Below are 22,787 nucleotides of genomic sequence, written 5' to 3'. Positions count from 1 at the left end.
GGTAAGTGGCTTCACCGGACACGGACGAACTGGCGACGGTCCCGCTGCCGGCGGGAGAGCCGGAAGCCGGGGCGCGGGCTGGGCGGGAGATGCCGGGCCGGGCTTCCGGTGGCGAGGTGCCGGCTGTGCGGTCGGAGCGCGGTTCGGCCGGGCGAGGGCGGGCTGCGGCTGGGCCGCTGGGCGGCGAGTTGACCGTGCCGCAGGAGCGGGTCGAGCCCGAGCGGATCGAACCCGCCGAGCCCACCACACCCGCCGCCACCGATGCCGACACCCCCGCCGAGGCCGACCCACCGAAAACCCGCGGCCGCTGGTGGCGCGGGCTCACGGGCTCCCTCGCTGCCGGGCTGGCCGTCCTGGCCGTCGGGGTGCTCGGTGTCGGCGTCATCTGCCTCTTCACCGGTGCTCCCGGGCCCGGCGTTGCCTCGCTCGTCGGGCATCCCGTCGCCGCCGGGCTGGCTCTTGGGGCTCAGCGGGTTGCCGATCGGCGGCGGGGGCTTCCTGCCGTTGGTGCCGGGTTTGCCGTTGTGCTGTTCGCCGTCTCCGCGGCGACCGTCTTCTGGTACAGCTAGCCGTGGTCAAGGCGCTCGGCGTCTTCGGGCCGGGCGGGGAAACCCTCCGCGGCGGCGGCCGCGGTCAGTCCATTGTGGACCACATGGCCCAAGTGAACCGGCAGCTCACTTCAAGGCCGTGAGGGTCGGGCCGCGCTGTTCCAGCAGCACCGGGCCCGCCGCGCCCAGCCGCACCACTCCCGTGTAGCCGCGGCGCTCCACGCCGACCGTGCGGATCGTCGAGCCGTCGTTCTCGTTCAGCACCGCCAAGCCGCCCTTGATCGGGACCACCAGCTGCTGGGCGAACGTGATTCCCGGGCCCACCGCGCTGCTCAACGTCCAGCGTGGCGACAGGTCGTCGCGGGACAGGGCCACCACCTTCGAGCCGCTGAACCAGTACAGGTTCTGGGCCGTCTGGGTGGTCGCCTCGACGCCTGCCGGGGGCTCGGCCGCCAGGTCGCCCGGCGGCACGTCCAGCGGGTACGCCGCGCGCTGCGTGCCGTCGCCGTTGTACACCACCAGGAGCTTCTGGTCCGGCAACACCACCGCCGTCAGGTCGCCCGACATCGCGATCACGCGCGCCCGCTTGCCCGCCAGCACCGAACTGAAGCTGACCTGCGGCTCGTCGTCCTTCTCCGGCGCCGACTTGTACACCGTCAACCGGTCGGCCGGGTCGCCCGGGCAGCGCTCGATCACGCCGACCTTGCCCGACGCCGCTTCGACCGTGCCGTACGTGCAGCCCGTGCGGGGCTGCTTGCCCGCGTTGACCAGCGCCGGGACCTGGCCGTACTCGGCGCTCTGCACCAGGTCGTCGCGCCAGGTCGTGAGGAGCTTCTTGCCCGTGGCCGTCACGTGGGAGCCGTCGCTGACCAGCTGGGTGCCCAGCTCCGCGTTGCCGTTGCGCTGCGCGGTGATCCGGCCCGTGCCCGGGTCGAGCTGTGTGACTTCGCTGCAGTTCGTCGATTTCGAAAACACGGCGTTCAGCCGCCCCCACGCCTGGTCGAGCGTGCAGAGCGGCAGGTCGCGCGTGTAGTGCCAGCGGACCTGTCCGCTCAGCGGGTCGCGGGCGGCGACCTCGCCGCCGTTCGCGGTGGCCACCGTGTCGCCGGCGACGACCGGGACCGGCGTCGCACCGCTGGCGGCGCTCCAGATCTCCGCCAGCGAACCGGGCACCTTGTCGGGTGCCGCGGGCAACGGCGGAGGCGGTGCCGCCTGCGTGCGGTCGGTGGCCGCGCTGTCGCTCGTCGCGCCGACGACCAGCGCGACGGCGACCACGCCCACCGCGATCAGCGCGGCGATCGCCCGGTCCCGCCCGCGGTTCCACGGCGATCGGCGCGCCTTGACCCGCGGGGCGGGCGCGGCAGCGGGGGGCGCGTCATCGAGGACGTCTTCCGATCCGTAGCCGGAAGCCGCCTTCTCGTCGTCGTTCACTTACCCGACCCCCGCTGCGTAGGCCTCAGTCTGCCGACGCAGGTGTATCAGACGTCGCGGCCGGGCGGCGACGGCGGCGCCGCCGAGCCGGGCGCTCGGCGTTCTCGCCGGCCTCCTTTTCGACGGCCGGGCCGGTCGCCTCCGGGGCGTTGCCGCTGCGGGTGCGGCGGCGAGTCCGGGTGCGGCCCTCCGATGCGGCCGGAGCCTCTTCCGAAGAAGCGGCGGCGGCGTTGTCCGCGGCCTCGATCGCCTCGGCCGCCCGCGAGCCGCCGCGGGTGCGCTTGCGCGGGGCCCGGGTGCGCTTGCGGGGCGCGTCTTCCGAGGCGGGCTCGCCACGACGACGGCCGCGCTTCTTGCCGCCCAGGTCCTCTTCCTCCTCGGCGGCCAGGCCCGCGCGGGTGCGCTTGGCCAGCGGCAGCCGCCCGGTGGTGCCCTCCGGGATGCCCAGGTCCTCGAACAGGTGCTTCGACGACGAGTACGTCTCCACCGGCTCCGGCATGTCCAGGCCGAGGGTGTCCGAGATCAGCTTCCAGCGCGGCTCCTCGTCCCAGTCGACGAGGGTGACCGCGACGCCGGTGCGCCCGGCGCGGCCGGTGCGGCCGATCCGGTGGACGTAGGTCTTCTCGTCCTCCGGGCACTGGTAGTTGATCACGTGCGTGACGTCGTCGATGTCGATGCCGCGGGCGGCGACGTCGGTGGCGACCAGCACGTCGACCTTGCCGGAGCGGAACGCGCGCAGCGCCTGCTCGCGGGCGCCCTGGCCCAGGTCACCGTGCACGGCCGCGGCCGCGAAACCGCGCTCGACCAGGTCGTCGGCCACCTTCTGCGCGGTGCGCTTGGTGCGGCTGAAGATCATCGTGAGCCCGCGGCCCTCGGCCTGCAGCGCCCGGGCGACGACCTCGGGCTTGTCCATCGAGTGCGCCCGGTAGACGAACTGGGTGGTGCGCTCGTGGACCGCGCCGGCGTCGTTCTCCTCGGCGCGGATGTGGGTCGGCTGGTTCAGGAACGTGCGGGCCAGCGTGATGATCGGGCCGGGCATGGTGGCCGAGAACAGCATGGTCTGCCGCTCGTCCGGCACCATCCGCAGGATGCGCTCGATGTCGGGCAGGAAGCCCAGGTCGAGCATCTCGTCGGCCTCGTCCAGCACGAGCCCGCGGACCTTGCCGAGCACCAGGTGCTGCTGCTCGGCCAGGTCGAGCAGGCGGCCGGGGGTGCCGATCACGACGTCGACGCCCTTGCGGAGCGCCTCGATCTGCGGCTCGTACGGGCGGCCGCCGTAGATGGCCAGCGTGCGGATGCCCAGGTGCTTGCCGGCGCCCTTCAGGTCGTTCGCCACCTGGATGCACAGCTCGCGGGTCGGGACCACGACGAGCACCTGCGGGGTGCCGTCGCCGGGGACCTGCACGCGGTGCAGCAGCGGGACGCCGAAGCCCAGCGTCTTGCCCATGCCGGTGCGGGCCTGGCCGATGAGGTCGTCGCCGGCCATCGCGAGCGGCAGCGTGAGCGCCTGGATCGCGAAGGTCCGCTCGATGCCGGCCTCGCCGAGCGCCTTGACGATCTCCGGCTTGACGCCGAAGGACGCGAAGGTCGGGGCCTCGGGCTCGACCTCGACGCCCGCCTGCAGCGGGTGCGAGGTGTCGAGCGCGGCCGGGCCTGTCTCGCTGTGTTCCAGCGCGACGGCGGGGGTCTGTTCGGTTGTGGGAATTTCTGCGGTCAGGGTGATCGCCTCTCTCGTGACCAGCGCGCACAGCCGTGGGTCCGCTCGACACTCGACCGGGAGTAAACCCTGGTCCCTGGCGCTGTTCGGAAGCGCGGAACCGGTCCGCCCCGGGAATGCCGGAAGAGGCGTGCACGCACATTGCAGTACGTCGGCAGGCCACGTGACCTGCCTGTTTCCCGACGCCGGTATGGCGTACGGAAGCTCGATATCGTGTGCCAGTGTACCTGGTCAGCAGTTTTTCGACAGTACCCGGCGCGCCGGAACCAGTGTGATCGGTCTCGTCCCGACACGCCCGGGTGCTTCGGCGATACCCTGCCCCCGTGACCGAGCCGAAAGAGATCAGTGAAGGCGTAGTCGACCTTCTCGGTGTGATCGCCTATGGCGAACTGTCCGCGTTCGACCGGCTGGCGGAGGACGCGCGCAGCGCCCCCACCCTGGCCGGGCGTGCCGCGCTGGCGGCGATGGCGGCCGCCGAGATCGGTCACTACGGCCAGCTCGCCAAGCACGTGGCCGCGAACGGCATCAAGATCGAAGACGCGATGGCCCCGTTCGTGAACCACATCGACGCGTGGCACGCTTCGACGCCCCCGAAGTCGTACCTGGAGTCGCTGGTCAAGGCCTACGTCGGCGACGGGCTCGCCGCCGACCTCTACCGGGAGATCGCCAGCTGGCTCGACCCGGAGACCAAGGACCTGGTGCTGACCGTGCTGGCCGACACCGGCCACTCGGCCTTCGCCGAACGCGAGGTCGCGGCCGGCATCGAGGCCGACCCGAAGACCCGCGACAAGCTCGCCCTGTGGGGCCGCCGCCTGCTCGGCGAGGCCCTGACCCAGGCGCAGTACGTCGTCGCCGAGCGCGACGGGCTGGCCGAGCTCATCATCAGCGGCTCGGGCGACCTCTCCGGAATTGCCGCGCTGTTCCGGCGGTTGCAACAGGGGCACACGAAGCGCATGCAGGCGCTCGGCCTGGGCTGAACCCGATGGAGTACCCGGAAGTGACGACGCGGTCGGGCGCGGACATGCGCCACCGGAACGAGCCGGTTCGGTTAGCCTTGGCCGGCACATCCCTTACGAATTTCCAGCGGAGGTCCCACGTGGAGGTCAAGATCGGCATCAAGGACACGCCGCGCGAGCTGGTGGTGTCCAGTGGCCAGTCTCCCGAAGAGGTGGAGAAGCTGGTCGCCGAGGCCCTGACGGCCGGTGACGGGCTCTTCCGCATCAACGACGAGAAGGGGCGGAAGTACATCGTCCCCTCCGACCGGATCGCGTACGTCGAGATCGCTCCCTCCGACGTCCGCAAGGTCGGCTTCGGCGTCGGCGACTGACTCGTAGCCCCGCGAAGGCCACCCCGGGTTCCTCCGGGGTGGCCTTCCGGTTTCACCGGATTGTGGTGTTTTGCTTGGAGTGTCGCTTTTTCGCGCCCTAGCTTCGCCCGGTGACCACTCTCGAACAGGCCGCCGTCGCGGACCTCGTGCGGAACACCCTCGCCGCGCACAAGTCGTTGTTCCTCGCCACCGCCGGCAGCGCCGGACCCTGGGTCGGCGGGGTCTACTTCGCCGAAAGCGGCGAGTTCACCCTGAACCTGGTGCTCGAGGACCGCGGCCGGACGCTGGCCGCCATCCGCGAGCACCCGGTGGTGTCGGTCGTGGTCTCGACGGGCTCGCCGATGCAGCCGTTCCTGCAGGCCCAGGCGTCGGCCGAGCTCGTCGGCGGCGACGAGGACGCGCGGGTGCGCGAGCTGCTCGTCAGCAAGGTCCCGGAGGCCGCGCCGTTCCTCGCCGCGCCGGTCACGGCGGTGCGGCTGACCGTGTCGAAGTGGCGGGCCACGGACATCGCGAACGGCGTGCTGCCGGGCGTGGAGCTGCCGGGCCCGCGCCTGCCCTAGGCGTTGAGTTCCTCGAGCGTCGTCGGGACGTGGAACGGCGGCGTGCTCGTGCCCGTGATCCGGTAGCGGCCCCACGGGTCCGGGTCCGACAGCTCGCCCGACGCCGTGTGCGCACCCGCCTGGATGGTGACCGGCTTCTTCTTGCCGCCCGCCAGGCGGGTCAGCTCCTCGTTCACCGCCACCCGGCCGTACCAGCGGTAATAGCCGTCGATCGGCTGGAAGTAGCCGCGCAGCTCGACCGTCGTCGTCAGCGAAACGCCGTCGACCACGAGGGTCGCTTCGCCGCTGTAGCCGTCTTCGTCGTGCTCGCTCACGATGTTTCCTCCAGCGACTCGGGGGCGCGGCCCAGCTGGACCACCTTGTTGACTTCCAGGGGCAGGTTCGGGTCGATGACCACGCCGTTCTGGCGGGTCAGCCCGTCGATGGCCGCCCAGATGATCTGGGTCAGGTACTCCACCACCGCGTCGCGGCTCATCGACCGGCGGTCCAGCCACCACTCGCCGGTGTTCTGGACCATGCCGACGATGCCGTGCGCCCACGGCTCGGCCGCGCCGGAGTCCATGTTGAACATCCGCATGTAGTCGCCGAGCAGCGCCGTCAGCGCCGTCGCGATCAGCTCCTTGTCCTCGGCCACGACGTCCGAGGACACCGGCTTCTCCGGGCGCCCGTGCGCCAGCAGCCGGTAGAGGTTCGGGTGCTCCTCGATCACCGTGAAGAACGCGTCGAGGGCCATCCGGATCCGGGGGACCGGCGCGAGCTCGGCGTTGATCGCCGGGATCAGCCGCTCGAAGAGGATCTCCGTGCCGCGCTGGCCGAGGGCCACGTACAGGTCGGCCTTGTCGTCGAAGTGCCGGTACAGCACCGGCTTCGTGACGCCGGCCTCCGCGGCGACGTCCTCCATGCCGAGGTCCGGGCCGTGCGTGTCGAGCGCCCGCAGCGCCGCTTCGACGAACTCCTTGCGCCGGGCGATGCGGTGCTTGCGCCACCGGTCGCGCCGGGCGTCGCCGGTCGCCTCCTCGCCGCGGGAGGACTTGCCGGCCTGCTTGCTGGAGCGCTTGACACGTTCGATCACCAGGGTCATGCTACGCAGAGGTAACTGTTACCTCAAGTTACACATCTTGGTCGAGTGTGGCGGAAGGGGTGTCGGCAATGACGCGGACGCTGAAGGAACCGGATCGCGAGAAGACCGCGGACCGTCTGCTGAAGTCGTCGGCGAACAAGTTCTACGACCCCGACGTCGACATCGACTGGGCCGCGCCGCTGGTCGAGGGCAAGCGGTTCATCCTCGAAGAGCGTTCGTCGCTCTACGGCACCGAACTCTGGGAGAAACTGACTCCCGAGCAGCGCATCGAGCTGGGCAAACACGAGGTCGCCAGCGTCGCGACCACCGGCCTGTGGTTCGAGATCCTCCTCATGCAGATGCTGCTCAAGGAGGTCTACGAGCAGGACCCGACGTCCGCGCACGCCCAGTTCGCGCTGACCGAAATCGCCGACGAATGCCGGCACTCGACGATGTTCGCGCGGATGGCGTCGCGGATCGGCTGCCCCGCCTACGGCCCGGTGCCGTGGCTGCGGCGCCTGGCGAAGCTGATGCCGACGATCTCCTACGGCCCGGCGCGCTACGGCGCGATCCTCGTCGCGGAGGAAGTGCTGGATCGGCTGCAGCGCGAGCAGATGAACGACGAAGGCGTGCAGCCGCTGGTCCGGATGGTCAACCGGATCCACGTGCTCGAAGAAGCCCGGCACGTCACCTTCGCCCGCGAAGAGGTCACGCGCGGGATGGCGAAGCTGTCGAAGGCCGAAATCGCCTACCAGCAGTTCATCATCGCGGTGATCTCCTACTTCGTGACGCGGGCGTTCATCAACCCGGACGTCTACAAGGCGGTCGGCATCCGGCCGCGCGACGGCGTCGAAGCGGCCCTGAACAACCCGCACTGGCAGGGCACGATCGCCTGGGCGGGGGAGAAGATCATGCCGTTCCTCGCCGAGTCGGGGCTCGTGGGCCTGCCCGGCAAGTACTTCTGGCGCAAGTCCTTCCTGCTTCCGGCGGCCCGATGACCGCCGTCCTCGCGCCCGGCCGGTTCGTCACCGGCGACGGCGCCGCGCTGCACGTCTCGCAGTCCGGGCCGGCCGATTCGGCGGTGACGCTGGTGCTCGTCCACGGCTGGACGCAGGACCACCGGACCTGGGACTTCGTGCTCCCGCACCTCGACCCCGGCCTGCGCGTGCTGCGCTACGACCTGCGTGGCCACGGCGGCTCGTCGCCGGCCCGGCCCGGCGGCGCCACGATCGCCCGGCTCGCCGACGACCTCGCCGAGCTGATCGCCGACCGCGTCCCATCGGGGCCGCTGGTGCTCGCCGGGCATTCGATGGGCGGCATGACGCTGATGGTGCTCGCGGAACGGCACCCTTCGCTGGTCGCGTCGCGGCTGGCGGGCGCGGCGTTCGTCGCGACGTCGTCCGGGGACATGGACAAGCTGACGCTGGGGTTCCCGGGGCTGGTGGGCCGGAGCGTGACGCGGTTCGAGCCGCGCGTGGCCCGGCTGCTGGCCCGGTTGCGGGCGGACACCCTGCGGTTGCGGCCGGGCCTGGTCCGTTCGGGCGCCCGGCGGCTGGTGTTCGGCGACCGGCCGGGGCGGGCGCAGGTGGACAGCGTCGTCGAGCAGCTGCTGCGCGCGCACCCGGCGAGCGCGGGGCTGTTCCTGGACGCGATCGCGGCCCACCGCGGCGTCGGCGGGCTGGGCGCGCTCTGCGACGTGCCGTCGGTGGTGCTGGCGGGGGAGAAGGACCGGTTGTGCCCGCTGCCGCACGCGAAGGTGATCGCGGACGAGCTGCCGCACGCGGAGTTCGTCCGGTTCCCGGGTGCGGGGCACATGCTCCCGCAGGAACGCCCGTACGAGGTGGCCCGCCGGATTGCCGCACTGGTGCGCGTGGCCGCTCGCCGATGACATGAACGACTCTTTCATGACGTCAGACGTCATGAAAGAGTCGTTCATGTCATTCAGGCATCCTTGAGGGGGAAGCCGCCGCCGATGCCGCGCCAGGCCAGGTTGGCTGTCAGGGCCACCGCCTCCTCGCGGCTCATCGACTGGTGGTGGGCCAGCCAGAACCGGGCGCTGACCTGGCTCATCCCGACCAGGCCCACGGCCAGCAGCCGCGCCTTGTCCTCGTCGAGGCCGGCGTCCGCGGTGATCGTCTCCGTGATCGCGTCCACGCTGGCCGACGTCGCGCGGTCGACCGCCTCCTGCACCGCAGGCTCGCCGCGCAGGTCGGACTCGAAGACCATCCGGAACGCGCCGGCGTCGTTGCTCACGAAGTCGAAGAACGCGCCGACCGTCGCCGGGACGCGCTGCCGGTTCTCCGTGGTGGAGTCCAGCGCCGTCTGGACGCGCTTGACCAGCTCGTCGACGTGGCTCTCCAGCAGCGCGATGTACAGGTCGAGCTTGCCGGGGAAGTGCTGGTACAGCACGGGCTTCGAGACGCCCGCGACCTCGGCGATCTCGTCCATCGCGGCGGCGTGGTACCCGTTTTCGGCGAAGACCCGCTGCGCCGCGGCGAGGAGCTGAGCCCGGCGCTCGGTCCGGGGCAGCCGCACCCCACGTTGCTGCACCCGCGTCATCTCCGTCATGCTCGTCCTCCCGTCATCGCTTCTTCGACGGGCGGGTTCGCCACCGCGTGAAGTCGCCCTGAAGATTACTCGCCGGTACGTGTGCCGCGCCAAGGGTCGGGCATTCTGGACCCGTGAACACCCCCGTGCCGGCGCGGCCGCCGCTGACCCACGTGCCGCTCTCGACCAGGGCCCTGCCGTCGCTCGACCCGGTCCCGCCGCCGTGGCCCGCCGCCTTCGAAGAGGCCGGCACCGCCCGGCTCCACGTCCGCCGCACGCCGGGCCCGGACGGCGTGCCCGCCGTCTACGTCCACGGCCTCGGCGGCTCGTCGACGAACTGGACCGACCTGGCCGCGCTGCTCGCCCCGGTCGCCGGCGGCACCGCCCCCGACCTGCCCGGGTTCGGCTACTCCGAGCCCGAAGAGGGCTTCGACTTCACGCTCCAGGCGCACGCCGACGTCGTCGTGCAGCACATCGGGAACAGCGGCCCGGTGCACCTGTTCGGCAACTCCATGGGCGGCGCGATCGCCCTGCTCGTCGCGGCGCAGAAGCCGGAGCTGGTCAAGACGCTGACGCTCATTTCGCCGGCGGTGCCCGACCTGCGCCTCGACCCGCGGCGGCTCTCGGACCCGCGGATGGCGTTCGCCTACCTGCCGCTGGTCGGCGCGCGCGTGCGGGCCCAGCTGGCCGCCCTCGGCCCGCGGGAACGGGCCGCGCAGGTCATCAAGCTGTGCTTCGCCGACCCGTCGCGGTTCCCGGAGAGCCGCCTCGACGAGCTGACCGAGGAACACGGCGCCCGCGCCGGGTTCGCCTGGGCCGCGCCCGCGATGGCGCGCAGCACGTTCGCCATCTTCCGGGCCTGGTCGACGCTGGGGAAGGCGTCGCTGTGGTCGGTCGCCCCGCTCGTGCAGGCGCCGACGCTGGTCGTGTGGGGGCGGGAGGACCGCGTCATCTCGGTGAAGCGCGCGGTGCGGACCGCCCGGGCGATCCCGCGGGCCCGGCTGCTGGTGCTCCCGCGCACCGGCCACGTGGCGCAGATGGAACGCCCGGTCGTCGTCGCGAAGGCCGTTCTGGGCATGTGGGAGCACGTCGAAGCGGGCACGTGGTAGGCCGATCGGGTGACGGCGAGTTCACTCGATGATCCGCCAGTCGCCGATAACGGTTCGGTGGCGCTGTGGCACCCTGGTGCGGTGGACCGGGTGAAGCAGGACGCGCGAGGCGAAGATCGGCGGCCGCCGCACCGCGCGTCGGCCCGCCGGGCGTCGCAGCCCGAAGACCCGCCGCGCACCGGGCAGTACCGCCCGGCGAAGGCGCCCGCGCAGCGCGTCGACGAGGACCGCTACCGCCCCGGCGGCCGGCGGACCAGCGCCGAGCCGCTGAGCGCCTCGTGGAAGCCGGAGGTGCCGGTCGCGCGGGAGCAGGCGGACCCGCCGCCGAAGTCCGGCCTCACGAAGCTGACGAAGACCTACGGCTGGCGCGTCTACGCCCTGCCGATCCTGGTCGTGCTGACCGTGCTCGTGGTGGTCAACACGGCCAACAGCCCGGCCCAGCCGATCGCCGAACAGGGCACCGGTGCCAGTGCGCCCGGCGCCGAGTCGGCGGGGGGCGACAGCTCCGGCGGCGCCGTCGACGGTGGCGGCGACCAGGGCATCCCGGAGAACCCGGCCACGCCGGTCGACCTCAAGGTGCCGACGGCGGACCTGCCCAACGGCAGCCCGTACACGCAGACCGGCAAGGGCACCTGGCACGTGGTCCCGGGCAGCGGCCCGAAGGTCGGCACCGGGCAGCTGTACACCTACACGGTCGAGGTCGAGGACGGGATCGACGCGTCGAGCTACGCCGGCGACGACGCCTTCGCGACGGCCGTCCAGGGCACCCTGTCCGATCCCAAGAGCTGGACGTGGGACGGCAAGGTCGCCTTCCAGCGCGTCGACGCGAACTTCCCGAACCCCTCGTTCCGGGTGAGCCTCACCACGCCGGACACCACGCACCGCGCGGACGCCTGCGGCTTCCAGATCAAGTTCGAAGCGTCCTGCTACCGCAAGAGCATGGGCCGCGTGCTGATCAACCTGGCGCGCTGGGTCCGCGGCGCGAAGGCCTACGGCGCCGACATGACGGGCTACCGCCAGTACGCGATCAACCACGAGGTCGGCCACGCACTGGGCAACAAGCACGTCGGCTGCGGCGGCACCGGCCAGCCGGCGCCGGTGATGATGCAGCAGTCCTTCGGCGTCAACGACGACTACGTCGCGATGCTCAACGACATCCCCGGCGGCGACAAGGGCAAGGTCGCCAAGGACGGCCGCATCTGCGTGACCAACGCCTGGCCGAACCCGACGCCGCCGTAGGGAGTCGTCCCAGCATCTGGACGTGGGAAGGCTTATTTGCCCGCGCGCGTTGTGCATAGTGGGATGGACGCGATACGCGCGCGAGATGGAGGACCCATGTCAGCACTGCCGCCGCTCGTCGAGCCGGCTGCCGAGCTCACCAAGGAAGAGGTGGCCCGCTACAGCCGTCACCTGATCATCCCGGACGTCGGGGTGAACGGGCAGAAGCGGCTGAAGAACGCCAAGGTCCTGGTGATCGGCGCCGGCGGCCTCGGCAGCCCCGCGCTGCTGTACCTGGCCGCCGCCGGGGTCGGCACGCTCGGCATCGTCGACTTCGACGTCGTGGACGAGTCGAACCTGCAGCGCCAGGTCATCCACGGCCAGTCCGACGTCGGCAAGCTCAAGGCCGCGTCCGCGCAGGAGTCGATCGCGGAGATCAACCCGCTGGTCAAGGTGCACCTGCACACCGAACGGCTGGACTCGTCGAACGCGCTCGAGATCTTCGGGCAGTACGACCTGATCGTCGACGGCACCGACAACTTCGCCACGCGCTACCTGGTGAACGACGCCGCGGTGCTGCTGGGCAAGCCGTACGTCTGGGGCTCGATCTTCCGGTTCGAGGGCCAGGTCAGCGTGTTCTGGGAGGACGCGCCGAACGGTCTCGGGTTGAACTACCGGGACCTGTACCCGGAGCCGCCGCCCCCGGGCATGGTCCCCTCGTGCGCCGAGGGTGGCGTGCTGGGCGTGCTCTGCGCGTCCATCGGCTCGATCATGGTCACCGAGGCGATCAAGCTCATCACCGGTATCGGCGAGCCGCTGCTCGGCCGCCTGATCAGCTACGACGCGCTGGAGATGAAGTACCGCGAGGTCAAGATCCGCAAGGACCCGGACACGCCGAAGATCACCGAGCTGATCGACTACGAGGCGTTCTGCGGTGTCGTGTCGGACGAGGCGGCGTCGGCCGCGTCGGGCAGCACGATCACCCCGGCCGAGCTCAAGGCCAAGTTCGACAGCGGCGAGAACTTCGCGCTGATCGACGTCCGCGAACCGCACGAGTACGAGATCGTCAACATCAAGGGCGCGACGCTGATCCCGAAGGACCGGATCCTTTCGGGCGAGGCGCTGGCCGAGCTGCCGCAGGACAAGCCGATCGTCCTGCACTGCAAGTCGGGCGCCCGGTCCGCCGAAGCGCTCGCGGCCCTGCACGCGGCCGGCTTCAAGGACGCGACGCACCTCGGCGGCGGCGTGCTCGCCTGGGCCAAGCAGATCGACCCGAGCCTGCCGACCTACTGACAGTGGCGGTTGCCCGGCCGGGAAACCGTGTGTGACCAGCGAGTCTTCTCGATCGTGGAACACCCGGCCGGGTAACGTCACGCCCGTGCGGTCAACCCTCCAACGTCCCCCGGCGCACGTCTGCGCGGCCTTCGGCGGCTCCGCCGACGGCGGCGAACGCCTGCCGGACTCGACCGCGTGGCACTGCGGCGACCTCGTGCTCAAGCCGGTCACCGACAAGGTCAGGACGCTCTGGACCGCGCACGCCCTGGACTACGTCCGCGAGCCGGGGCTGCGGGTCGGCAAGCCGGTCAGGTCGACGGACGGCCGCTGGATCATCGGCGGCTGGACGGCCTCCCGGTACGTCCCCGGCACCCACGAGCACCGCGGCGACGCATCGGTGCTGGCGGCGGTGAAGCTCCACCGGGCCACGGTCGGCCTGCCGCGCCCGGACTTCCTCGACGCACGCACGGACGTCGACGCAATCGCCGACCGCGTGGCATGGGAAGAGGCCGAGGTCCCCCTGGAGGAGACAAAGGGCGGCCGCTGGTTCGAGGTCCTGGCCCCCGCCCGCCGCCCGATCCGCCTCCCGGCACAGGTGGCCCACGGCGAGCTCCTGGCCGGGCTGTTGTTCGACGGAGATTCGAGCCCCGGCCTCGTCGACTTCGTGCCGTACTACCGCCCGGGCGAGTACGGCGCGGCAATCGTCGCGGTGGACGCCCTGGCCTGGGGCGGCGCGGGCCGTGACCTCCTCGAACGCTGGGCCCACCTGCCGGAGTGGCCGCAGCTGCTGCTGCGCGCGGTCCTGTTCCGGCTGGCTTCCAACGCACTGAACCCACGCTCGACGCAGGCCTCACTGGACGGCCTGCGCGCGGCGGCCCGCGAGGTCTCCGGCGTCTTGTGACCGAGGTCGCAAGATCGCGGGACACACCGGGCAAAGCGCCGCTGACCTCCCGACTCCCGGCAGGTGGACGCCGATCTCACCGGGCGGGCGGCGGAAACACCGCCGCAATGTCAACTGCCTGAAACATTCGGTCGAATCCGGTTAACAAGGCCTCCTTAGCGTCAGGGCAAGCCCGAAAACGCCGAGGAGGTGCCCGATGCCGCAGGTCGACACCCACTGCCCGTACTGCGCGCTGCAGTGCGGGATGAGCCTCGACGGCGCCCGCGTGACGCCGCGGGACTTCCCGGTCAACGCCGGTGGCCTGTGCCAGAAGGGCTGGACCTCCGGCTCCCTCCTCACGAGCCCGAAGCGGCTGACCACCCCGATGCTGCGCGTCAACGGCGCGCTCGAGCCGGTCAGCTGGGACTTCGCGCTCGACCACGTCGCCCGGAAGCTCCGCGAAACGCAGGAAACCCACGGCCCGGACGGTGTCGCGATCTTCGGCGGCGGCGGGCTGACCAACGAAAAGGCCTACCTGCTCGGGAAGTTCGCCCGCGTCGCGCTCGGCACCTCGCAGATCGACTACAACGGCCGGTGGTGCATGTCGTCGGCCGCCGCCGCGGGGATCAAGGCCTTCGGGGCCGACCGTGGGATGCCGTTCCCCGTCACCGATCTCAAGAAGGCCGACGTCGTGCTGCTCGCCGGGGCGAACCCGGCCGAGACCATGCCGCCGTTCACCCAGCACCTGCGCGGGACCGACCTGATCGTCGTCGACCCGCGGCGTACCCCGACCGCCGAGCTCGCGAGCCTGCACCTGGCGCCCGCGCCCGGCACGGATCTCGCGCTGGCACTGGGCATCCTGCACGCCGTCGTCGAAGGCGGACACCTCGACCAGTCCTATGTGGACTACCGGACGAGCGGCTTCGCCGAGATGTGGCGGATCGCCGCGAGCTGGTGGCCGGAACGCGCCGAGCGCGTCACCGGCGTCTCGGCCGCCGACATGCGGTTCGCCGCCGAAAAGCTCGCAGGGGCCCGCAACGCCTACGTCCTCACCGCGCGCGGCACCGAGCAGCACGCCACCGGCACCGCGACCGTCGGCGCCTGGATCAACCTCGCCCTCTCCCTCGGCCTGCCCGGCCGCAAGGGCTCCGGCTACGGCTGCCTCACCGGCCAGGGCAACGGCCAGGGCGGCCGCGAACACGGCCAGAAGGCCGACCAGCTGCCCGGCTACCGCAAGCTCGACGACCCGGCCGCGCGCGAGTACGTCGCCGGCGTCTGGGGCGTCGACGCGGACAGCCTGCCCGGCCCCGGCCGCTCGGCCACCGAACTGCTCGACGCGCTCGGCCAGGACAACGGCCCGAAGGCGCTGATGGTGTTCGGCAGCAACGTGGTCGTCTCGGCGCCGCGCTCGCAGCGCGTCCAGGACCGCTTGGCCGCACTGGACTTCCTGGTCGTCGCCGACTTCGTGCTGTCGGAGACCGCGGCGCTCGCCGACGTCGTCCTGCCGGTCACCCAGTGGGCCGAAGAGGACGGCACGCTCACCAACCTCGAAGGCCGGATCCTGCTGCGGCGCAAGGCGTTGACCCCGCCGCCGGGTGTCCGCTCCGACCTCGACGTCCTCAACGGGCTCGCCGAGCGGCTCGGCCAGCCCGAGGGCCGGTTCCCGACCGACGCCGAGACCGTGTTCGAGGAGCTGCGGATCGCGTCCAAGGGCGGCATCGCCGACTACTCCGGCATCAGCTACGACCGGCTGCGCGCGGGCGAGGCCCTGCACTGGCCGGTGCCCGGGACCGACCACCCCGGCACCCCGCGGATGTTCCTCGACACGTTCGCCCACCCGGACGGCCGCGCGCGGTTCGTGCCGGTCGAGCACACCGGCCCGGCCGAGCTGCCGGACGAGGAGTTTCCCTTGCAGGCCACCACCGGCCGCGTCCTGCAGCACTACCAGTCGGGCGCGCAGACCCGGCTCGTGCAGGAGCTCAACGACGTCGTTCCGGAGGCGTTCGTCGAGGTCCACCCGGACACCGCCAAGCGGGCCGGGCTGGAGGAAGGCGACCGGGCGCTGGTCCGGTCGCGGCGCGGCGAAACCATCGCCAAAGTCCGGTTCGCGCAGAGCCTCAAGCCCGACCTCGTCTTCCTGCCGTTCCACTTCCCCGGTGAGCAGCGCGCGAACTTGTTCACCAATCCGGCGCTCGACCCGGTCTCCCGGATGCCGGAGTTCAAGGTGTGTGCCGTTTCCCTGACTACCGTGGATGGTGCCGCATGAGCCCCCGTGAAGTCGTCATCGTCGGGTACGGCATGGCCGGCGCCCGCTTGGCCGACGAGATCCGCCGCCGCGACCCGATCGCCGAACGGGTCCGCCTCACCGTGCTCGGCGCCGAGAAGCACGCCGCCTACAACCGGGTGCTGCTGTCCGCCGTCGTCGCCGGCGGGATGAGCGCCGAAAGCGTCCGCCTGCACGACGACGAATGGGCGCAGCGCCACAACATCGACCTCCGGCTCGGGGTCGACGTCGCCCGCATCGACCGCGAGAAGCGCTGTGTCGAGCTGGCCGACGGCTCGTCCGTCGACTACGACGCCCTCGTGCTCGCCACCGGCGCCAACCCGTGGATCCCGCCGGTCGAAGGCCTCGAAGCCGGGCCCGGTGTGGTCGCCTTCCGCAGCCTCGACGACTGCGCCAAGATCCTCGACGCCGCCCGCTTCGGCGCGCCGGTGGCGGTGCTCGGCGGTGGTCTGCTCGGCCTCGAAGCCGCCCGCGGCCTGGCCGGGCGCGGCAACCAGGTGACCGTCGTGCACCCGCTGGGCCACGTCATGGAACGCCAGCTCGACCCGGCCGCCGGCCACGTGCTGGCCCGGCAGCTCACCGACATGGGCGTGACGTTCAAGTTCGGCGCCACCGCCGCCCGCTACCTGCCCGGCGACGGCCTCAAGCTCGACGACGGCAGCCTCGTCCCGGCCGACCTGGTCGTGGTCGCCGCCGGCGTCCGCGCCGAGACGCGCCTGGCCGCCGAAGCTGGCCTCGACGTCGACATGGGCATCCTCGTCGACGACGTGCTGCGCACCAGCGACGGCCGCATCCACGCCCTCGGCGACTGCGCCCGCCACCCCGGCGCCCCGGCCGGGCTGATCCAGCCCGCATGGGAGCAGGCCGAAGTCCTCGCCGACGTCCTGACCGGGACGAACGCGGCGGCCCGCTACCGCGGCACCACGGCCGTCACCCGGCTCAAGGCCCGCGGCATCGACCTCGCCGCGCTCGGCGAGACCCAGCTCGAAGCATCCGACAACGGCGCCGAGGTGCTCACCTTCAACGACCCGACCGGTGGCCGGTACGGCAAGCTGGTCGTCCGCGAAAACCGCGTCACCGGGGCGATCCTGCTCGGCCTCCCCGACGCGGCCGCGACGATCACGCAGTTCCACGACCGCGGGACGCAGCTGCCGGAAGACCGGCTCGCCGTCCTGCTCGGCCGCGCGCTGCCCAGCGGCAGCACCCCCGCGGCCAGCCCGGCCGACCTGCCCGCGGCGGCGGTCATCTGCCGCTGCAACAACGTCACCAAGGGCCGGCTGATCGAGGCCTGGAAGGCCGGGGCCACCGACACTCCCGCACTGGCGCGGGCCACGCGAGCGACGACGGGATGCGGCGGGTGCACGGACACCGTCGGCGGCATCGCGAACTGGCTCGCCGCGCAGTGATCCACCCCCACTGACCATCACGAACCGCCGCACGAAGGAGCACGCCGTGGCCCACCAAGGCAAGCACTGGATCGAACACTGGGAACCCGAGAACGAAGAGTTCTGGGAGTCCACGGGCAAGAAGATCGCCCGCCGCAACCTCTGGTTCTCCGTCTTCGCCGAGCACATCGGCTTCTCGATCTGGACCCTGTGGTCGGTCATCGTCCTGTTCATGGGCAAGGACTACGGGTTCTCCGCCGCGGACAAGTTCCTGCTCGTCTCGACGCCGACGCTGATCGGCGGCCTGATGCGGCTGCCCTACACCTTCGCCGTGGCGAAGTTCGGCGGCCGCAACTGGACGGTCGTGTCGGCCGTGCTGCTGCTGATCCCGGCCGTGCTGGCCGCGATCGTGCTGCACCCCGGCACCTCGCTCGGCACCTTCCTGCTCGTCGCCGCCCTCGGCGGGGTGGGCGGCGGCAACTTCGCCTCGTCGATGACCAACATCAACGCCTTCTACCCGGAGAAGCACAAGGGCTGGGCGCTCGGCCTCAACGCCGGCGGCGGCAACCTCGGCGTCGCGGCGATCCAGCTGGTCGGGCTGCTGGTGATCGGCACGGCGGGCGCGACCGCGCCGCGGCTCGTGCTCTACATCTACATCCCGCTGATCGTGGTCGCCGCCGTGCTCGCGTACTTCTACATGGACAACCTCGCCAGCATGAAGGGCGACACCAAGGCGATGCGCGAGGTCGTCAAGGAGCCGCACACCTGGGTGATGTCGTTCCTCTACATCGGCACGTTCGGTTCGTTCATCGGCTACAGCTTCGCCTTCGGCCTGGTGCTGCAGAACCAGTTCGGCCGCACCCCGCTGCAGGCGGCCGCGGTGACGTTCCTCGGCCCGCTGCTCGGCTCGCTCTCCCGGCCGGTGGGCGGCTGGCTGTCCGACCGCATCGGCGGCGGCAAGATCACCTTCGCCACCTTCACCGGGATGGCGGCGGCCACGGTCGTGCTGATCTTCGCCTCGACCTCGAAGTCGCTGGTGCTGTTCACGGTCGCGTTCGTGGTGCTGTTCGTGCTGGCCGGGATCGGCAACGGCTCGACGTACAAGATGATCCCGGCGATCTTCCGCGCCAAGGCCAAGATCGCCATCGCGAACGGCGCCGAGGAGGCGGCCGAACTGCTCAAGGCCCGGCGGCTGTCCGGCGCGCTGATCGGCCTGGCCGGCGCGATCGGTGCCGAAGGCGGCCTGCTGATCAACCTCGCCTTCCGGCAGTCGTTCGCCGACGCGAAGAGCGGCGTGCCCGCCTTCGTCGGATTCCTCGTCTTCTACGGGCTCTGCTTCGCCGTCACTTGGGCGGTCTACCTGCGGAAGCCCGCCGAACAGCCCACGAGTGAGCGCGGTCTGGCGCTCGCGGGAGCGGAGGTCTGAGATGCCCACCTTGGTCGTCGCCGGACACGGCATGGTCGCCCATCGGCTCGTGGAGGCGGTGCGCGCGGAAGACCCACAGGGAAACTGGCACGTCGTCGTCCTGTCCGAGGAGCCGCGCCCGGCGTACGACCGGGTGGCCCTCACGTCCTATGTGGACACCTGGGACCCGGCCACGCTGGCCCTGCCCGGCTCGGACTACGCGGACGATGCCAACGTCGACCTCCGGCTCGGTGAGCTGGCGGTTTCGGTGGACCGGGACGCTCGCACGGTGACCACGGCGTCCGGCGCCGTCGTCTCCTACGACGCACTGGTGCTGGCCACCGGCTCGCGGCCGTTCGTGCCGCCGGTCCCGGGGCACGACCTGGACGGCTGCTTCGTCTACCGGACCATCGAGGACCTCGACGCGATCCGCGCCGCGGCGATCGAGAAGCCGGGCCGCGGCCGCCGCTCGGCCGTCGTCATCGGCGGTGGCCTGCTCGGCCTGGAAGCCGCGAAGGCGTTGCGGGACATGGGCTTGTCCCCGCACGTCGTCGAGATGGCGCCGCGGCTGATGCCGCTGCAGGTCGACGAGGGTGGCGGCTCGATGCTCCGCCGGATGATCACGGCACTGGACGTCACCGTCCACACGGGAACGTCCACCAGCTCCATCGAGGCCGACGGCTCGCGGCTGCTGGCCAAGCTGGGCAACGGCACCGAGCTCGACGTCGACCTCGTCGTGTTCTCCGCCGGCATCCGGCCGCGCGACGACCTCGCCCGGCAGTCCGGCCTGGAGCTGGGCCCGCGCGGCGGTGTCCTCACCGACGCGTCCTGCCGCACCAGCGACCCGGCGATCTACGCGATCGGCGAGTGCGCCGCGGTCGAGGGCAAGGTGTACGGCATCGTGGCGCCGGGCTACGCGATGGCGGAGATCGTCGCCGCGCAGCTCACCGGCGGTTCGGGGACGTTCCCGGAGCCGGACACGTCCACGAAGCTGAAGCTGATGGGCGTCGACGTCGCTTCCTTCGGTGACGCGCACGCGGCCACCGAAGGCGCGCTGGAAGTCGCCGTCAACGACGCGGTCGCCGGGACGTACAAGAAGCTCGTGGTCACCGACGACGGCAAGACCCTCCTGGGTGGCGTGCTCGTCGGCGACGCGACCGAGTACAACACGCTGCGCGCGCTGGTCGGCCGTCCGCTGCCGGCCGAGCCGGGCGCGATCCTCGCCCCGGCGGGCGGGGGCGCGGCGGTCGGCGTCGACGCGCTGCCCGACGCGGCGCAGATCTGCTCGTGCAACGCGGTCACCAAGGGCGCGATCACCAAGGCCATCCACGAGGACGGCTGCGACAGCGTCCCGAAGCTGAAGGCGTGCACCCGCGCCGGCACGGCGTGCGGGTCGTGCGTCCCGCTGCTGGGCAGGCTGCTCACCGCGGCCGGTGTCGAGCAGTCGAAGGCCGTCTGCGAGCACTTCCCGCAGTCGCGCGCGGAGCTGTTCGAGATCGTCCAGGCCACCCGGATCACCACGTTCAGCGAGCTGATCGGCCGCTACGGCTCGGGCAGCGGCTGCGCGATCTGCAAGCCGGCGGTGGCGTCCATCCTGGCCACCCTCGGCAACGGGCACGTGCTCGGCGGCGAGCAGATGACCCTGCAGGACACCAACGACCGGTACCTGGCGAACCTGCAGCGCAACGGCACGTACTCGGTGGTCCCGCGGATCCCCGGCGGCGAGATCACGCCGGACAAGCTGATCGTGATCGGCGAGGTGGCCCGCGACTTCGGGCTGTACACCAAGATCACCGGCGGCCAGCGGATCGACCTGTTCGGCGCCACCGTGGACCAGCTGCCGCTGATCTGGCGCCGGCTGGTGGACGCGGGCTTCGAGTCCGGGCACGCCTACGGCAAGGCGCTGCGGACGGTGAAGTCGTGCGTCGGCTCGACGTGGTGCCGCTACGGCGTCCAGGACAGCGTCGGGCTGGCGATCGAGCTGGAGCTGCGCTACCGCGGGCTGCGCTCGCCGCACAAGCTCAAGTCGGCGGTGTCCGGGTGCGCCCGGGAGTGCGCCGAGGCGCGGAGCAAGGACTTCGGCATCATCGCCACGGAGAACGGCTGGAACCTCTACGTCGGCGGCAACGGCGGCACCACCCCGCGGCACGCCGACCTGCTCGTGTCCGATGTGGACACCGAGACGCTGATCCGGACCATCGACCGGTTCCTCATGTTCTACGTGCGCACGGCCGACCGGCTGCAGCGGACCGCGCCGTGGATCGAGGAGATGGAGGGCGGGCTCGACCACCTGCGCGCGGTGATCGTCGACGACTCGCTCGGCATCTGCGAAGACCTCGACGCGGCGATGGCCAAGCACGTCGACAACTACGCCGACGAGTGGAAGGGCGTCCTGGAGGACCCGGAGAAGCTGGCCCGCTTCACCTCCTTCGTCAACGCGCCGGGCGCGCCCGACCCGGCCATCTCGTTCCGCGAGGAGCGGCAGCAGAAAGTCCCCGTGATGCTGGGAGTTCCGAGCTTTTCGAACAGCGAGGTGCGGCGATGACGACGTCGATCGAGCGAACCTGGACGGCGGTCTGCCCCGTCGGCGCGGTGCCCGAGTACGCCGGGGTGGCGGCGCTGCTCGACGGCGGCGTGCAGGTGGCGATCTTCCGGCTGCCCGGCGACCGGTTCTACGCCCTGTCCAACTGGGACCCGTGCAGCGGCGCGGCGGTGCTCTCGCGCGGCATCGTCGGTGACGCGGACGGCATCCCGGTGGTCGCTTCGCCGGTCTACAAGGAGCGGTTCGCCCTCGACAGCGGGAAGTGCCTGGACGCCGACGGCGTCTCGGTCCCGGTGTACGAGGTGCGCGTGCGGGAAGGCGTCGTCGAAGTGGAGAGCGCGTGAGCGATGTCCTCCCACTCGCCGGTTTCGTGATCGGCATCACCGCGGCGCGCCGGGCTGACGAGCTCGGCGCGCTCCTGGTGCGCAAGGGGGCGAGCGTCCGGTACGGCCCGGCGATCCGGATCGTGCCGCTGACGGACGACACCGAGCTCCACGCGGCGACCACGGCGCTGCTGTCCGCGCCGGTGGACGCGGTCGTCGCGACGACCGGCATCGGCTTCCGCGGCTGGCTGGAGGCGGCCGAGGGCTGGGGGCTGGGGGATTCGCTGCTTTCCCGGCTTTCGGCGGCTTCGCTGCTGGCGCGGGGGCCGAAGGTGACCGGTGCGCTGCGGGCGGCCGGGCTGTCGGAGTCGTACTCACCGGCGTCGGAGAGCAACGCCGAGCTGCTGCAGCACCTGCTCTCTTCGGGCGTCGACGGGCAGCGGATCGCGGTGCAGCTGCACGGGGAGCCGTTGCCGTACTTCGTGGACACGCTGCGCGCGGCAGGCGCGGAGGTCATCGAAATCCCGGTGTACCGCTGGGTCGGCCCGGTCGACCCGGGCCCGGTGGACCGGCTCCTCGACGGGGTGCTGGACGGCTCGATCCACGCGCTGCCGTTCACCAGCGCGCCGGCGGCGGCGTCGCTCATCGCACTGGCCCGGCGCACGGGCCGGTTGCCGGGGCTCGTCACGGCGCTGTCCGGCCCGGTGGTGGCGGCCTGCGTCGGACCCATAACGGCTGGACCGTTGGCGGCTTTGGGGGTGCCGACGGTCCAGCCCCACCGGGCGCGGATCGGCGCGCTGGCCCGCACGGTGGCGGAGACCTTGGTGGACCGGTCCCCGCGCCTGCGCGCGGGCGGGCACGCGATCGAGCTGCGCGGCCAGGCGGCCATCGTGGACGGCGAGTGGCGCGAGGTGGCCCCGGCACCGATGGCGATCCTGCGGGCCCTGGCGGCGTCACCGGGCCGGGTGGTGTCCCGGCGCGAGCTGATCTCGGCGTTGCCCGGGGGCGGCGAGGAGCACGCGGTGGAGACGGCGATCGGACGGCTCCGGACGTCACTGGGTGGCGGAAAGGTGGTCCAGACGGTGGTGAAGCGCGGGTACCGGCTGGCGGTGGACGCCTGACGGGCGTGTCAGCAGTGTCAGTCGCCGTGTCAGTGCGGTGGCCTTCCGGTGTCAG

Annotated in this window: 21 protein-coding genes; 16 read left to right on the top strand and 5 right to left on the bottom strand. The window is 71.7% G+C overall.

The features are described 5' to 3' along the window. The first annotated feature begins 5 nt into the window (after nt 1–5). Nucleotides 6–569, top strand: coding sequence for a hypothetical protein (locus BLW76_RS48290; protein ID WP_167384447.1), 564 nt, complete (start codon nt 6–8; stop codon nt 567–569). Between the two features lie 105 nt (nt 570–674). Here BLW76_RS48290 and BLW76_RS03190 read toward each other — a convergent pair whose 3' ends face one another. Continuing rightward, complete coding sequence (locus BLW76_RS03190; protein WP_208613193.1) at nt 675–1,979, bottom strand: Rv3212 family protein; 1,305 nt, start codon at nt 1,977–1,979, stop codon at nt 675–677. A 25-nt stretch (nt 1,980–2,004) separates the two neighbouring features. Beyond that, nucleotides 2,005–3,465 (bottom strand): DEAD/DEAH box helicase, encoded by a 1,461-nt coding sequence (locus BLW76_RS03185; protein ID WP_244170028.1) that lies wholly within the window; start codon nt 3,463–3,465, stop codon nt 2,005–2,007. A 554-nt stretch (nt 3,466–4,019) separates the two neighbouring features. Here BLW76_RS03185 and BLW76_RS03180 point away from each other — a divergent pair. The 3 genes from BLW76_RS03180 (at nt 4,020) to BLW76_RS03170 (ending at nt 5,583) form a co-directional block, all read left to right on the top strand. Continuing rightward, nucleotides 4,020–4,673, top strand: coding sequence for a ferritin-like fold-containing protein (locus BLW76_RS03180; RefSeq protein WP_091304346.1), 654 nt, complete (start codon nt 4,020–4,022; stop codon nt 4,671–4,673). 119 nt (nt 4,674–4,792) lie between these two features. After that, nucleotides 4,793–5,023: a DUF3107 domain-containing protein gene (locus BLW76_RS03175; protein ID WP_013223016.1), complete on the top strand. Its 231-nt coding sequence runs from the start codon at nt 4,793–4,795 to the stop codon at nt 5,021–5,023. A gap of 110 nt (nt 5,024–5,133) precedes the next feature. Further along, nucleotides 5,134–5,583 (top strand): pyridoxamine 5'-phosphate oxidase family protein, encoded by a 450-nt coding sequence (locus BLW76_RS03170; protein ID WP_167384446.1) that lies wholly within the window; start codon nt 5,134–5,136, stop codon nt 5,581–5,583. Here the strand turns inward: BLW76_RS03170 and BLW76_RS03165 are convergent. Both BLW76_RS03165 and BLW76_RS03160 read right to left on the bottom strand, forming a co-directional pair. After that, on the bottom strand, nt 5,580–5,897 hold the full coding sequence (locus BLW76_RS03165) for a DUF4873 domain-containing protein (RefSeq protein ID WP_091304345.1): 318 nt from the start codon (nt 5,895–5,897) through the stop codon (nt 5,580–5,582). The two genes, BLW76_RS03170 and BLW76_RS03165, sit on opposite strands and share 4 nt — an antisense overlap. Beyond that, nucleotides 5,894–6,664 carry a TetR/AcrR family transcriptional regulator gene (locus BLW76_RS03160; protein ID WP_091304344.1) on the bottom strand — a complete coding sequence of 257 codons (771 nt, stop codon included), beginning with the start codon at nt 6,662–6,664 and terminating at the stop codon, nt 5,894–5,896. The genes BLW76_RS03165 and BLW76_RS03160 overlap by 4 nt, the downstream gene beginning before the upstream one ends. Nucleotides 6,665–6,732: 68 nt before the next feature. Between BLW76_RS03160 and BLW76_RS03155 the strand changes: the two genes are divergently transcribed. Both BLW76_RS03155 and BLW76_RS03150 read left to right on the top strand, forming a co-directional pair. Continuing rightward, the gene (locus BLW76_RS03155) at nt 6,733–7,641 is read left to right on the top strand and encodes an AurF N-oxygenase family protein (protein WP_167384445.1); all 909 of its coding nucleotides are present in this window, start codon (nt 6,733–6,735) and stop codon (nt 7,639–7,641) included. After that, nucleotides 7,638–8,531 carry an alpha/beta fold hydrolase gene (locus tag BLW76_RS03150; protein WP_091304343.1) on the top strand — a complete coding sequence of 298 codons (894 nt, stop codon included), beginning with the start codon at nt 7,638–7,640 and terminating at the stop codon, nt 8,529–8,531. Before BLW76_RS03155 ends, BLW76_RS03150 begins: the two co-directional genes overlap by 4 nt. 53 nt (nt 8,532–8,584) lie before the next feature. On the opposite strand, the gene BLW76_RS03145 is transcribed toward BLW76_RS03150, so the two are convergent. Further along, entirely contained in the window at nt 8,585–9,211 is a 627-nt protein-coding gene (locus BLW76_RS03145) for a TetR/AcrR family transcriptional regulator (RefSeq protein ID WP_091304342.1), read from the bottom strand. A gap of 113 nt (nt 9,212–9,324) precedes the next feature. Here BLW76_RS03145 and BLW76_RS03140 point away from each other — a divergent pair, with 113 nt between their 5' ends. The 10 genes from BLW76_RS03140 (at nt 9,325) to BLW76_RS03095 (ending at nt 22,732) form a co-directional block, all read left to right on the top strand. Further along, complete coding sequence (locus BLW76_RS03140; protein WP_091304341.1) at nt 9,325–10,299, top strand: alpha/beta fold hydrolase; 975 nt, start codon at nt 9,325–9,327, stop codon at nt 10,297–10,299. An 81-nt stretch (nt 10,300–10,380) separates the two neighbouring features. Then, nucleotides 10,381–11,538, top strand: a complete 1,158-nt coding sequence (locus BLW76_RS03135; RefSeq protein WP_091304340.1) for a DUF3152 domain-containing protein — start codon at nt 10,381–10,383, stop codon at nt 11,536–11,538. Nucleotides 11,539–11,634: 96 nt separating this feature from the next. Beyond that, complete coding sequence (gene moeZ, locus BLW76_RS03130; RefSeq protein WP_091304339.1) at nt 11,635–12,810, top strand: adenylyltransferase/sulfurtransferase MoeZ; 1,176 nt, start codon at nt 11,635–11,637, stop codon at nt 12,808–12,810. A gap of 85 nt (nt 12,811–12,895) precedes the next feature. Further along, nucleotides 12,896–13,693, top strand: coding sequence for a TIGR02569 family protein (locus BLW76_RS03125; protein ID WP_091304338.1), 798 nt, complete (start codon nt 12,896–12,898; stop codon nt 13,691–13,693). A 196-nt stretch (nt 13,694–13,889) separates the two neighbouring features. Then, nucleotides 13,890–15,938, top strand: coding sequence for a molybdopterin oxidoreductase family protein (locus tag BLW76_RS03120; RefSeq protein ID WP_091304337.1), 2,049 nt, complete (start codon nt 13,890–13,892; stop codon nt 15,936–15,938). Then, nucleotides 15,935–17,362, top strand: a complete 1,428-nt coding sequence (locus BLW76_RS03115; RefSeq protein ID WP_091304336.1) for an FAD-dependent oxidoreductase — start codon at nt 15,935–15,937, stop codon at nt 17,360–17,362. Before BLW76_RS03120 ends, BLW76_RS03115 begins: the two co-directional genes overlap by 4 nt. A 46-nt stretch (nt 17,363–17,408) precedes the next feature. Beyond that, nucleotides 17,409–18,767 (top strand): nitrate/nitrite transporter, encoded by a 1,359-nt coding sequence (locus BLW76_RS03110; RefSeq protein ID WP_167384444.1) that lies wholly within the window; start codon nt 17,409–17,411, stop codon nt 18,765–18,767. Between the two features lies 1 nt (nt 18,768). Continuing rightward, nucleotides 18,769–21,291 (top strand): nitrite reductase large subunit NirB, encoded by a 2,523-nt coding sequence (gene nirB, locus BLW76_RS03105; protein ID WP_091304334.1) that lies wholly within the window; start codon nt 18,769–18,771, stop codon nt 21,289–21,291. Further along, the gene (gene nirD / locus BLW76_RS03100; RefSeq protein ID WP_091304333.1) at nt 21,288–21,632 is read left to right on the top strand and encodes a nitrite reductase small subunit NirD; all 345 of its coding nucleotides are present in this window, start codon (nt 21,288–21,290) and stop codon (nt 21,630–21,632) included. Before nirB ends, nirD begins: the two co-directional genes overlap by 4 nt. Continuing rightward, nucleotides 21,629–22,732, top strand: coding sequence for a uroporphyrinogen-III synthase (locus tag BLW76_RS03095; protein ID WP_091304332.1), 1,104 nt, complete (start codon nt 21,629–21,631; stop codon nt 22,730–22,732). The genes nirD and BLW76_RS03095 overlap by 4 nt, the downstream gene beginning before the upstream one ends. The last annotated feature ends 55 nt before the right edge of the window (nt 22,733–22,787 follow it).

The organism is Amycolatopsis tolypomycina (assembly GCF_900105945.1).
GTDB classification, from domain to species: domain Bacteria; phylum Actinomycetota; class Actinomycetes; order Mycobacteriales; family Pseudonocardiaceae; genus Amycolatopsis; species Amycolatopsis tolypomycina.
This window is presented reverse-complemented; position numbering and strand designations above follow the sequence as displayed.